A 12,307-nucleotide genomic window follows, 5' to 3' on the forward strand; every position below is an offset into this window, starting at 1 on the left:
GCAGCCATCCCGGGCTGCCTGAAGACCAGCCGCTGCCCTCGCGCACCGCGAAACTCTTGCCGGGGGCGAGCGGTGCATCATCGAGCCGCGCATCGAGATSCGCGCCGACCAGCGCCAGCCGCGTTGCGCGCTCGACCTCGAGGGTCAAGCCGCCTCCCACCACGATTTCCAGGGCCGCGCTGTCAGGGGCATTGCCCAGCAGCCAATTGGCCCAATAAAGCGAGATCCAGTCGGCGGCGCCGCTCTGGGTCACGCCGAGATGGCGCACTCCCATGCGACCGCCATCCTCGATCATGGCAAGGGGGCCGGCCTGGATGACACGCACGCCCTCGGTGATTGTGTCGCTCATGACCGCTCCTCCAGCGGTGTGGTATCGCCGCCCTGCGCCTCGAACTCGTCACGGGAGACGGCGAGGAAACGCACCCGATCTCCCGGCTTGAGCAGGGGATCGCCGCGCCGAGCATGCTCAAACAGGGGCACCGCGGTACGCCCAAGGATATTCCAGCCACCGGGCGACGGCAGCGGGTAGATGGCGGTCTGACGCCCCGCAATGCCAACGCTGCCGGCGGCGACCTTGCGTCGTGGCGTCTCCAGTCGCGGCGTGGCAAGCGCCTCCTCCACCAGCCCCATGAAACCGTATCCCGGGGCGAAGCCCAAGGCAAAGACGCAGTAGTCGTGGTCGCAGTGGCGCTGTATCAGCGTTTCGATAGATATCCCTGCCCGCTCAGCCACACGCCGGAGCTCGGGGCCGACACTCTCGTCATACCAAACGGGGATCTCGTGGCGCTGTCCCGCCTGGGTGTCGGCGGGCTGCAGGTATTCCAGTGCCTCTCGAATACGCCCATGGGCTTCACCATGCGACAGTACGCGACAGTCATAGTGGAGCATCAGGGTGGTATAGGACGGCACCAGGTCGACCAGGGTCTTGCCGAAGGCCGCTCGCAGGGCCCGGTCGGCGGCGATGATCCACGCCATGTTGGACTCTTCGATGGTATCGAAGAGCCGGATCATCAACACGTCCATGGCCGTCGTCTCGATGCCTGCCCTCACGCTTCCACCAGGCTGTCAAATGCCTCGCGAATGGCCCGCACGGCCGCCACCGACTCGGGATTGTCCCCGTGCACGCAAATCGTATCGCAGGGGAGCTTCAGGGCAGAGCCGCCGCTGGCCGTCAAGGCCTCACCCCTGGCCAGCGCCACCGCCTGGGCCACGATGGTGGCTTCGTCGTGATGCACGGCGTTGGGTAGCCGGCGTGAGACAAGGTGCCCCTGGGCATCGTAGGCGCGATCGGCAAAGGTCTCGAACCAGATCGAGATTCCCATTTCTGCGGCCAGCGCCCGGAATGGGCCGGGATCGGCCGTTGCCATCACCATCAAGGGCAGGCTGGGGTCATAGGCAAGCACCGCCCGCATCACCCCCTTCAGCAACTCGGATCCCGCGCCATGTCATTGTAGAGGGCACCATGGGGCTTGACGTACTGGATGGCGGCACCTTCCGCCCGGCAGAGCCCAGCCAGGGCGCCGATCTGGTACAACACCATGTCCTCGACTTCGGCGGGCGTGCAGGCCATCGAGCGGCGGCCGAAGCCCATCAGGTCGGGATACGCCGGATGCGCGCCGACCTTGACGTTGTGCCGGGCAGCCAATGCCACGGTGCGGCGCATGACATGAGGGTCCGAGGCATGAAAGCCGCAGGCGACATTGGCGCAATCCACGAAGGGCATCACGTCTGCATCCATGCCCAGGGTCCAGTTGCCGAAGCTTTCCCCCATGTCGCAGTTGAGTAGAGGCAAACTTGCTTGAGGCATCATTTTCACCCGGTTCATTGAGAATAGAGACACTGCCTGATTCGTGGACAAGACGTCATCCAGGCAGCGTTAAGCGTTGGTAGTGAGTATAGGCGCTCAATACGGTAGCCTCTGTGTCTCATGGGCGAGGACGAAAGCATCGCCGTACAGCGTTTCATCGGGGTATTCGGTGATCAGCATGAGCGGCGCCAACTGAGCCTCATCCTCCATGAGCAGATAGGGGATATCGTGCATGATGGGGAACTCAAGGGTGCCGGCATGGGCTTCGTATAGGGCAATCTGGCGTCGATTGAGCGCCATCAGGGGCGTCAGCCGCGAGAGATCCTGGGTGACGCCTTCAAGCAAGTGGCGTGCCTGTTGCTGCCAACCGGGATGGTGGCGAACGATCAGGAAAAAGCCTTTCGGAATCGTCCACAACTCGAACCCGCGTGGAACATAGCCCGTCAATGGGCGTGTCCACTCATGGGCCGGGTAGCCGTGCAGGTTCACATGCAGTTGCGCACCGCTGCAGGCGATCGCCTGTTCTCGAATGGCGTGTTCGAAATGGCCCCCGGTCGGCTGCGCCTGCAGGTCGTTCCCGAACGCGGTGTAGCGGGCCGCATGGTGCATATGGACTGGCTGTTCGGTGGCCAGGCGCTGACGCAGGTTATAGCCATCCGGATTCTCCAGTGGCGAAATGACGAAGTGGCTCCTTGGGAGAGCGTCCAGCGCCACGGCCGCGCGAAGCGCCCCCACGATGCCGGAGGTTTCGTTGGCATGCTGGGCTGCACTGATGATCACGGCCCGGTCGTCTCCCGGGCGGTAACGCGCCATGACTGGGCGACCACTGCGGCTATGGGCAAGCAGCGACCGGGCTCCCAGCCCCTTAAGCTGCGCGATGACCTGGTGTTCGCTCAACGCTCGGTCGGCCGTGTTCAACGCCACATCGGAAGACACTGCCATGGCTGTGGTGCACAGCGCTTGCAGCCGAACGGTGATCCCCGGCGCGACGCCCGGCCGGGTGAGGACCTCTGGCACGATCTGCCCTGGTTGTATCGAACGGTCTCCCAGTGGCAGGCCTGCTCGATGCTGGAAGTACTCCAGCAAGGAGAAGTAGAGCTCTTCATGCAGACCTTCCGCCAGGCTGATGTGCTCTTCGCCAAATGGCAGCGGCGTATCCTCGGCCGGCAGCGTGACACGCAGATTCAGCTCCTCGAAGAGAGGTTGCTCGTCTTGCCATGCACGACCCATGATGGCCTCCATGGCTGCTTCGAACAGCTGCTCATAGTCGGTTTTCAATAGCTCATCACGGTACTGACCATCGGCAGGCTGCCATTTGACCCAGCCGCATGGGGAGAGCTGAAGGCAATTGACATGGTCGCGATGCAGGCGGTTGGGCGCAGCGACATCGTGCTTCTCCACCTTGCCGTCGACACCGCGCAAGTGCACTTCATAGACATAGCGACCGGTGACGGCGTCGGTCGCCATGGGTTCCCAGCTCAGCGATACCCCATCGCCCAGCATGCCCGCTAACGGATAGGCTTCCAGCAGAAAGCGTTGCGGTGCCACGGTCGGTGCCGGGTAGCGTATCGTCACTGCCGTCAAGGACTTGCCAGTGACCGCTTCGAGAAAGAAGTGGACCAGCGGTTTGTAGGCACTGTGGATGCGCGCCCGAATGCCGAACCGGGCCAGCTCCACCTCGGCGGCGCGGCGTGACGCGGGGTCGTCGAACACCCAGGCATCGAGCGTACCGCCCTGGTGCCGGGTATCGCGATAGTCGGCTACCAGGGCATCGAGGCTGCGCCTGACGCTATGTTCAAGCAGGATTTGCGTCATACCGAGGTTCTCCCGGTGGGGTCGAGGGTATCTCGCAACCAGTCACCCAGTAGATTGAGCCCGAGTACGGTCAACAGAATCGCCAGCCCCGGAAAGACGCTGATCCACCATGCCGTCTGCAGATAGGTCCGGCCTTCGGCCAGCATGCCGCCCCAACTGGGAATCACCGGGTCCACGCCCAGACCGAGGAAGGTCAGGCTGCTCTCCAGCAGGATATTGTTGGCCACGTTGAGAGTCATCAGCACGATGACAGGGCCTATCAGGTTGGGCAGCAGATGCTGGAACAAAATGCGCACGTCGCGCACACCGATGGCCTTGGCCGAGAGGATGAATTCACGATCTTTTAGGGAGAGAACGGACCCTCTCACCAGACGCGCGTACTGCACCCATTGCGAGATGATCAACAGGATGATCATGTTGGTGAGCCCGCCGCCGATCACCGCGATGAAAGTGATAGCCAGCAGGATGAAGGGCAAGGCCAGTTGAACATCGGCGCAACGCATCACTAACATGTCGATGATGCCACCATAGTAGCCGGAGATCAGGCCCATGATGATACCCACCACTACCGCACCCAGGGCGGAATAAACGCCCACCTTGAGGGATATCTCTCCACCGACGACCACCCGAGCCAGCAAGTCGCGCCCTAGGGGGTCGGTTCCCAGTGGATGGGCCGGTTCGACCATTGGCGGCACCAGACGCATGGCAAGATTGATGCCACTGCCGTTGCCAGGAAATAACCAGCCGGACAGCAGGACGGCGGAAGCGATCCCACCGACCAACAAGATACCCAGAATGAACTCGAAGCTCTTGAAACGTCGCAATGACGGGGAGTTGAGAGACAGCATGGCACTTAATCCTTGCACACCCGGGGGTCGACCAGCCCATAGGCGATGTCCACCAGCAGGTTGATGGAAATGATCAGCAACGACAGCACGGTGATCACGCCTTGCAGAACCGGATAGTCACGGGCCGCAACGGCATCGAAGGCCAATGTGCCTAACCCCGGCCAATTGAATACCCTTTCCACCACCACGATGCCCCCCAACAGGCCGCCGAACTGCAGGCCGAAGTAGGTGATGAGAGGAATTGAGCAGTTGCGCAGTGCGTGCTTGTAGAGCACCACCGAGTTGGATAACCCCTTGGCTCTGGCCACCATGACATATTGAGATCGCAAGGTGTCGAGCATGGTGGTTCTTACCAATCGCACGTTGGTGGCCGTCAGGATGATGCCCATGGTGGCTGCCGGCATGATGAAGCTGGTCCAACCTTCCATACCACTGGGTGGTAGCAGATTGAAGGTAATGGAAAACAGCAGCACCAGCATGATGGCTAGCCAGAAGTTGGGAAAGGAGAGACCGATCAGCGACAGGACACGGATCACTTGATCCGGCCAGCGACCCCGAGACACCGCGGCCTTGATGCCCAGTGGTATGGAAATGGCGATGGAAACGAACAGCGAAGCGAAAGCAAGCGCGAGAGTGGCCGGTAATGCACGTCCGATCAAATCGCTCACTTGAGTGCCGCCCATGAAACTGCGCCCCAGATCGCCAACCAGCAGGCCACGCAGAAACTCGAAGTACTGGACGATGAATGGCTGGTTGAGTCCCAGCGCTTCGCGAATGCGGTCGAGATCGGCCTCGGTAATGCTTCCCGCCCCTTGAGCCAGCATGACGGCGGGATCTCCCGTCAAACGAATGGCGAAGGAGACGATCAGGGTAACCGCCAGGACGACGAAAACGGCCTGCAGTAATCGATAGAACAGGAACTTAGCCACGCGTGGCTCCCATGAACAGAGAGTCGCTGTCGCCCCTCCCGGGCGGCAGCGACTTGGTTCTTACTCCGACACGCTGACGTTGGTCAGCCGCAGGCGGTTATCGGGGGCGGGTTCGAAACCCTCTACCCGGTCGCTGACACCATAGAGCGCGTTGAGGCTGTAGAGCGGCATTTCCAGTGCCCTCTCCTGGGTATAGCGAGCAATCTCTTGAAGCATGGCCTCACGCTCATCGGGATCGGTGATGCCACGTTGTGCGTTGAGCATGCGATCGAGCTCTTCGTCGCTATCGTAGGGATTCCAACGCTCACCGGTGTGATACATCAAATAGGCCGTATTATCGTAATCGAAGGTCCAGCCTCCCCACTTCTGCTGGAACATCTCTCCGGTCCGTCCTGCGGGAATGATGTCATTGAGCAGCACGTTGGTTTCGTAGGGCTGAATCGATGCATTTATCCCCACCCCCTGGAGATACGCTGCGACGACCTGGGCGACTTCACCAAAGGTGGAATCGTTGCCGCGCACATCGATCTGCACGGTGGCCCCTGGCTCGATACCGGCTTCATCGAGCAGCTGGCGAGCAAGCTCGGGATCATAAGGGTAGGGCTCCAGCTCGGGATCGTGACCGAAGGACTGTGCCCCCTGGAAGCTGGCAATCATTTGCCCCTCGCCGGCCAGGATAGAGTCGATGATCGCCTGGCGATCCACAGCCATGATCATGGCTTGACGCACTCTCTCATCAGCAGTGATGCTTGACTCGGTATTGAAGCGAAGCGCCTCCACCGTGGGCGAAGGGACACTCACGATCCGGATACCCTCATGGTTGTTGATGGTATCGATCATGCCGATGGGAATCGTCGGCGGGATGACGATATCGACGCGTCCCGACTGTAGTTCAGCCACAGCGGTTGAGGGCTCGGAGATGAAGCGGTAGGTGACGGTATCTAGCTTGGGAGCGCCGCCCCAATGCTCGGCAAATGCCTCCAGCCGGGCATTTTCACGTGGATTGTAGCCCACCATCCGGAAAGGCCCGGTACCTACCGGGTTGTTGTTGAAGTGCTCGTCGCCATGCTCCGCAATGTACCCCGGCGGTACTATCATGGCGCCATACCCGGCCAGCTTGGTCAGCAGTACCGGATCGGGCTCGCTCAGATGAAAGTCAACGGTGTAATCGTCAATGATCTCGACGCTTTCGATCGCCGTATAATTGGAGCGCTGCGGCCCCTGCGCGCCCTCCTCACCCAGCAGCCGCTCGAAGGTAAATGCCACCGCTTCGGCATTGAAGGGCTCACCATTGTGGAAGGTCACCCCTTCACGAAGCGCGAAGCGAAGGCGCAAGCCATCATCCAGCTCTTCCCAGCTCGTCGCCAATCCAGGCACCAGCTCGAGATCCGGCCCACGATAGGTAAGGCCATCGAAGACATTGGTGGCGAGGGAGGCCCAGTTGACCAGAAACGTGTCGATAGGATCCCAGCTACCGGGATCCTGAGGGCTGGCGATGGTCAAAGAACCGGCCTGGGACATGGCGGAAACCGACAAAGCCGATGCCACTGCCACCGCTTTGATCAACGTTCTCTTGTTGTTCATATTCCTGTCTCCTGCTCTTTTCTTGTTCATGGCTTTTCCTGTTCACAGTGACCGGGCACTGTGGGTATGACTCGTCCCGCGAGAGACGAAATGGCCAGGGTGGACTTCGATCAAGGGGTTGACGCTCGGCTCATCCCCCACCTTCCTGATGGGACTGGGAATCTCTCCCTCCAGCAGCACATGCTCATGGCGCTGAGTGGGATCGGCCACTGGCACGGCCGCCAGCAGCTTACGGGTATAGTCGTGCTGAGGGGCGTCGAAAACCCGCTGCCTGGGCCCCATCTCGACGACCTGGCCCAGGTGAAGCACCGCAACACGGTGACTCATCTTCTCGACGACGGCCATGTCGTGACTGATGAAGAGGTAGGCCAGCCCCTCTTCCCGCTGCAGCGTCATCATCAGATGGATGATCTGAGCCTGAATCGACACATCCAGCGCCGATAGCGCCTCATCGGCGATGATCAGCCTGGGGCGAGACGCCAACGCCCTGGCGATGCAGATACGCTGACGCTGACCGCCGGAAAACTCGTGCGGGTAGCGCTCGGCATGTTCGGGCTTCAGGCCCACGCGCTCGAGCAGTTCGCTGACACGGCGTTGAATGTTGCGTCTGCCATCGAGCAGGCCATGCGTATGGATGGGCTCGGCAATCGAGAAGCCAATGCTCTTGCGTGGGTCGAGGGAGGCGAAGGGATCCTGAAAGATGTACTGCACCTCCTGACGCAGCCGCATCTTCTCGCGACGGTTCATCTCCGATACCGGTTTGCCAGAGAAGACGATATCGCCGCTGGTGCTCTCCTGAAGCAGCTGGATGGTGCGCCCGATCGTCGACTTGCCCGACCCCGACTCCCCCACCAGCGCCAGCGTCTCCCCGGGATAGATTTCCAGGCTGACACGTTCGACGGCATGGACACGATGGGTGACGCCACCGAAGAAGCCCTTGCGAATGTCGAAGCGCGTGACCAGGTTGTCGATCTTGACGATCGGAGGTGCGTCCTGCTGGACGGTATCCTGTTCCCGGGACTCACCCAGAGTATGAGCCTGGATGCCGTCGAAGATGACCAAGGGATCGAGACGAGGCAGTCTACGGCCTTGCATACTGCCCAGCTTGGGTACTGCCGCGAGCAGCGCCTGGGTATAGGGCTCTCTGGGATTGGCAAAAATCGCCTCTACCGAAGCCTCCTCGACCTTTTCCCCCTCTCGCATGACCACGACGTGATCGGCGACTTCAGCGACGACCCCCATATCGTGGGTAATGAAGATCACGGCCATGCCCAGCTCCTTCTGGAGATCACGAATGATGGCCAGAATCTGTGCCTGAATCGTCACATCCAGTGCCGTGGTCGGCTCGTCCGCCACCAGGATCTTTGGTTTGCAAGCCAGTGACATGGCAATCATGACCCGCTGGCGCATCCCCCCGGATAACTGATGGGGATAGCGCTTGAGCAAGGATGGTGCATCCGCCAGGCGCACCAGATCCAGCAGCCGAATGGCCTCCTGCCGGGCAGAGGCACGACTATGATGCTCATGCAGTCTTAGCACCTCAGCGATCTGATCGCCTATGGTATAAACAGGATTCAACGACGTCATCGGCTCCTGGAAGATCATCGATATCTCTTTTCCGCGGATACGTCGCATGTCGCGATCGGTGATCTGAGTCAGGTCAAGAGGGGTAGCATCCCCGGGGCGATGGAAACGGATGTGCCCTTGGGTGATCGAGGCATTCTGATACTCGACCAAGCGCATGATGGCCAGCGAGGTGACAGACTTGCCCGAGCCCGACTCACCCACTATCGCCAGCGTCTGCCCGGCTTCCAGGCTGAAGGAGAGGTTCTTGACAACCTCATTGCTGCCAAAGGCGACGTGGAGAGATTCAACGCTCAGAAGAGGAGACTTCACAGATACAATGCCTATAATTTTTGTGTAATTTACAAAGAAATTATAGCCATACTATGATCGTGTCAACCCTCCTCATTTGGCGCCGCTAAACTGTGGACCCGTGAGGGCCAGCGGATGCGCCAGGGGAACGACATTGACGCAGAGCCCCCGTAGGACACGCGCGCAAGCACTCCAATAACACAACGGCAGCTCATTGATGACAGATTCAAAAGGACCTCAACTTCACGCTCGCGGCCCGATCGTCTCCTCGGAGCATCTTTCGCATAGCGCCCAGGAGCTATCGGAACTCGAATTCGGCTTGATCATTTCAGGCCACGCCTTTCACCGCTGGATGGTACGCTGCATGGCAGCCACCGGTTATTCAGAACTGAACTCACTGGACATACTGGTTCTGCATAGCGTCAATCACCGGAAGCGAGCCAAGCGACAGTCTGACATTTGCCTTGTGCTCAATATCGAAGACACGCATACCGTGACTTATGCATTGAAGAAATTAGCCAAATTGAACTTGGTCAACGGGGAAAAGCAGGGCAAGGAGACCTTCTTCCGTACCACCAGCGAAGGACACGAAGCCTGTCGTCGCTATGCCGAGATACGTGAGGCTTGTCTAATTGACTCCCTCTCCTCAATGGGTATCGAACGTCTAGAGATGAGCAGGCTGGCAGGAATGCTACGGGCAATGTCGGGTCTGTATGACCAGGCAGCCCGTGCTGCCGCATCGCTGTGATACCACTACGACGGCCTACCTTTCGGCCAAACGTATCGGGCACCACCATCCTGACATCTGGAGACCTTGAAATGCTTGTCAAAGATCCTTTCCATCTTGCCGTTCAGGTTCGCGATATCGATGAGGCCAGATCCTTCTACGGCGATTTTCTGGGCTGCCCAGAAGGCCGCTCGTCGGATAGCTGGGTCGACTTCAATCTGTACGGACACCAGTTCGTCTGCCACCTCAACCCGGCACTGAAAGAGAACCCCGTCACCAGCCATACCAACCCTGTCGATGGGCACGGCGTGCCGGTACCTCATTTCGGCGTGGTGCTTGAAATGGAGGCCTGGGAAGCGCTCGCCAGCAAGCTCAAGGCCCATGGGGTGCGCTTCGAGATAGCCCCCTACATCCGCTTCAAAGGCGAGCCCGGCGAACAGGCCACCATGTTCTTCTACGACCCCTCCGGCAACGCGCTGGAGTTCAAGGCGTTCAAGGACCGGGAGAACCAGCTGTTCAAGAAGCACTGACAAGGCCGTCGGGTGCGGCCGCAATACCCCATGACTCACCCATAGGCAACAACACGACCACCAACATGAACAAGAGGTCTTTACCATGCACAAGACGATAGCCACCCCCGTGATACTGGCGGCCGCCTTCGGGTTCGCCTCGTCAGCCCAGGCAGCGGAATGGACCATGGCGACCCCCTATGGCGATGCCAGCTTCCATACCAAGAACGTCAAGCAATTCGCCGAGGACGTGGCAGAGGCCACCGACGGCGAACTACGCATCAATGTGCACAGTGGCGGGTCCCTGGTCGCCCACGGTGAGATCAAGCCGTCGGTACGGCGCGGCACCATCGAGGCGGGCGAGGTCTTCCTCTCGGTTCTCTCCAACGAAGACCCGATCTTCGAGGTCGACACCCTGCCGGGGGTGGCAGGCAGCTACGACGAGGCCTTTGCCCTCTGGGAAGCCACCAGGCCACTGATCACCGAGCTGTTCGCCAATCAGGGCATGATGCCCCTCTACGCCGTGGCCTGGCCATCCCAGGGTATCTATACCGACTTCGAACTGAACAGTGAAGAGCAGTTCGAAGGCCTGCGGGTCCGGGCACCCAACATCAACACCCAGCGCTTCGTGAACTACCTGGGCGGCAACCCCACCGAAACCGAGGAGTCCGACATCCCCACCGCCTTCAGCACCGGGCGGGTGGATGCCATGATCACCTCGACCTCCACCGGTAATGCCATGACCGCCTGGGATTACGTCTCCCATTACACCGACGCCAACCTGTGGTTGCCCAAGAATATCGTCTTCATCAACCAGCGCGCCTTCGACCGCCTGGATGAGGCGACCCAGGAGGCGGTCCTCGAAGCAGCCGCCCGTGCCGAGGAGCGCGGCTGGCAGATGAGCCGAGATGACAACCAGGCAAGCACCGAGGCCCTGCAGGAGAACGGCATCACCGTGGCCACGCCGAACGATGAGGTGGCAGCCGCGCTGCAGGCGGCTGGCGACAAGCTGTTCAGCGACTGGGAAGAGCGTGCCGATGACACGGCCAAGCAGGTACTCGACGAGTATCGCGACCAGCGTGACGACTGAAGCCTGACCACGATGGCGCGGCGGCAGCCCGTCGCGCCCTCACCTCGAGCATGCCGTGAGGCCAAGCCATGACATTCAAGTTCGACAAACTCTACCGCCTTGGGGCCTGGGGGGCGGCGGCCTGCATGGTCACTATCTGCGTCCTGATCTCGCTGCAGGTCACCTTCAGGCTCATGGATGCCGGCCTGGTTCTGATTGGCCTTCGACGAACCGGCATCAGCATTACCGGGGTTTCGGAGATCGCCTCCTACCTGCTGGTTGGTGCGACGTTTCTCGGCCTCGCCTATACCTTCGTTCATCATGCCCACATCCGCGTGACACTGCTGATCTCGCGACTCCCCTCTGCCATTCGCGTCTGGTTCGAGGTCTTCGGTTTACTGGTTGCTCTGGTCCTCAGTCTACTGCTGGGCTACGGGCTGATCGAACTTGCCAGGGAGAGCCTCGCGTTCAACGATGTCTCTTCAGGCTTCCTGGCGATTCCCCTCTGGATTCCGCAGACCGTCCTGGCAACCGGCGTCGGGCTGCTCTGCCTCGCTCTGATTGAGGCGCTGATCATCGCCTTGCGCATCGCCGCCCGTGATCCCTCGAGCTTTCGCGAAGCGACGGCCATCAACGACAGCGAGAAACGCTGAGCCCGACCTCTATCCTCTCTCGGAGATACTCTCGTGCTGACATTGAGTCTGGCCACCATATTCACGCTGGCACTGCTTCTGGGCAGCGGCGTCTGGATCGCCTTTGCGCTGATCGGCACCGCCTGGGTGGCGCTGGCCTTCTTCAGCCCCTTTGCGCCGGGCCCGATCCTGGCATCGGACTTCTGGGGCGCCAGCTACGGCTGGGACCTTACCGCACTCCCCATGTTCATCTGGATGGGCGAGATCCTGTTCCGCTCGGGGCTGGCCGACAGCATGTTCCGCGGTCTCTCGCCCTGGCTAAACCGCCTCCCCGGCCGGCTGCTGCACACCAACATCATCGGCAGCGGCATGTTCGCGGCGGTCTGCGGCTCGTCGGCGGCCACTTGCGCCACCGTGGGCAAGATGACCCTGCCCGAACTCGAGCGTCGCGGCTATGACAGCGGCATGGCGATCGGGACACTGGCCAGCGCTCCACCTTGGCCTGCTGATCC

The 12,307-nt window shown here is 60.7% G+C and carries 11 protein-coding genes and 2 pseudogenes; 5 read left to right on the forward strand and 8 right to left on the reverse strand.

All coding sequences use genetic code 11. The features are described 5' to 3' along the window. The 8 genes and pseudogenes from Q427_RS28020 to Q427_RS28055 all read right to left on the reverse strand — a co-directional run. Positions 1-349, reverse strand: a pseudogene (locus Q427_RS28020) (biotin-dependent carboxyltransferase family protein); the annotation flags it as partial. Beyond that, positions 346-1,023 (reverse strand): 5-oxoprolinase subunit PxpB, encoded by a 678-nt coding sequence (gene pxpB, locus Q427_RS28025; RefSeq protein ID WP_442905602.1) that lies wholly within the window; start codon positions 1,021-1,023, stop codon positions 346-348. The pseudogene Q427_RS28020 and the gene pxpB, both read right to left, overlap by 4 nt. Before the next feature lie 23 nt (positions 1,024-1,046). Then, positions 1,047-1,807 (reverse strand): annotated as a pseudogene (locus Q427_RS28030) (5-oxoprolinase subunit PxpA). A 96-nt stretch (positions 1,808-1,903) separates the two neighbouring features. Continuing rightward, positions 1,904-3,622, reverse strand: coding sequence for a peptidase M14 (locus Q427_RS28035; protein WP_231613970.1), 1,719 nt, complete (start codon positions 3,620-3,622; stop codon positions 1,904-1,906). Then, positions 3,619-4,470, reverse strand: coding sequence for an ABC transporter permease (locus tag Q427_RS28040; RefSeq protein WP_081786256.1), 852 nt, complete (start codon positions 4,468-4,470; stop codon positions 3,619-3,621). Before Q427_RS28040 ends, Q427_RS28035 begins: the two co-directional genes overlap by 4 nt. Before the next feature lie 5 nt (positions 4,471-4,475). Next, positions 4,476-5,399 (reverse strand): ABC transporter permease, encoded by a 924-nt coding sequence (locus tag Q427_RS28045; protein ID WP_043518890.1) that lies wholly within the window; start codon positions 5,397-5,399, stop codon positions 4,476-4,478. A 60-nt stretch (positions 5,400-5,459) separates the two neighbouring features. Continuing rightward, complete coding sequence (locus tag Q427_RS28050; protein WP_043518891.1) at positions 5,460-6,983, reverse strand: ABC transporter substrate-binding protein; 1,524 nt, start codon at positions 6,981-6,983, stop codon at positions 5,460-5,462. Between the two features lie 42 nt (positions 6,984-7,025). Next, a complete protein-coding gene (locus Q427_RS28055; protein ID WP_231613971.1) occupies positions 7,026-8,879 on the reverse strand; it encodes an ABC transporter ATP-binding protein in 1,854 nt (617 codons plus the stop codon). A 196-nt stretch (positions 8,880-9,075) separates the two neighbouring features. On the opposite strand from Q427_RS28055, the gene Q427_RS28060 reads away from it, so the two are divergent. From Q427_RS28060 to Q427_RS28080, 5 genes are all read left to right on the forward strand, one after another. After that, positions 9,076-9,606 carry a winged helix DNA-binding protein gene (locus Q427_RS28060; protein ID WP_043518893.1) on the forward strand — a complete coding sequence of 177 codons (531 nt, stop codon included), beginning with the start codon at positions 9,076-9,078 and terminating at the stop codon, positions 9,604-9,606. Positions 9,607-9,677: 71 nt separating this feature from the next. Then, entirely contained in the window at positions 9,678-10,115 is a 438-nt protein-coding gene (locus Q427_RS28065) for a VOC family protein (RefSeq protein WP_043518894.1), read from the forward strand. Positions 10,116-10,200: 85 nt separating this feature from the next. Continuing rightward, on the forward strand, positions 10,201-11,184 hold the full coding sequence (locus Q427_RS28070; RefSeq protein ID WP_043518895.1) for a TRAP transporter substrate-binding protein: 984 nt from the start codon (positions 10,201-10,203) through the stop codon (positions 11,182-11,184). A 68-nt stretch (positions 11,185-11,252) separates the two neighbouring features. Then, positions 11,253-11,816 (forward strand): TRAP transporter small permease, encoded by a 564-nt coding sequence (locus Q427_RS28075; protein ID WP_043518897.1) that lies wholly within the window; start codon positions 11,253-11,255, stop codon positions 11,814-11,816. Positions 11,817-11,849: 33 nt separating this feature from the next. Then, positions 11,850-12,307: TRAP transporter large permease subunit (locus Q427_RS28080; RefSeq protein ID WP_043518899.1), on the forward strand; the 458-nt coding region annotated here is incomplete at its 3' end.

Source organism: Halomonas sp. BC04, assembly GCF_000568385.1.

What these genes read in the sequence shown, in the direction of transcription:
- Q427_RS28075 (WP_043518897.1), top strand. Translation starts at nt 11,253, where the DNA reads ATGACATTCAAGTTCGACAAACTCTACCGCCTTGGGGCCTGGGGGGCG.
- Q427_RS28035 (WP_231613970.1), bottom strand. Translation starts at nt 3,622, where the DNA reads ATGACGCAAATCCTGCTTGAACATAGCGTCAGGCGCAGCCTCGATGCC.
- pxpB (WP_442905602.1), bottom strand. Translation starts at nt 1,023, where the DNA reads ATGGACGTGTTGATGATCCGGCTCTTCGATACCATCGAAGAGTCCAAC.
- Q427_RS28070 (WP_043518895.1), top strand. Translation starts at nt 10,201, where the DNA reads ATGCACAAGACGATAGCCACCCCCGTGATACTGGCGGCCGCCTTCGGG.
- Q427_RS28060 (WP_043518893.1), top strand. Translation starts at nt 9,076, where the DNA reads ATGACAGATTCAAAAGGACCTCAACTTCACGCTCGCGGCCCGATCGTC.
- Q427_RS28065 (WP_043518894.1), top strand. Translation starts at nt 9,678, where the DNA reads ATGCTTGTCAAAGATCCTTTCCATCTTGCCGTTCAGGTTCGCGATATC.
- Q427_RS28050 (WP_043518891.1), bottom strand. Translation starts at nt 6,983, where the DNA reads ATGAACAACAAGAGAACGTTGATCAAAGCGGTGGCAGTGGCATCGGCT.
- Q427_RS28040 (WP_081786256.1), bottom strand. Translation starts at nt 4,470, where the DNA reads ATGCTGTCTCTCAACTCCCCGTCATTGCGACGTTTCAAGAGCTTCGAG.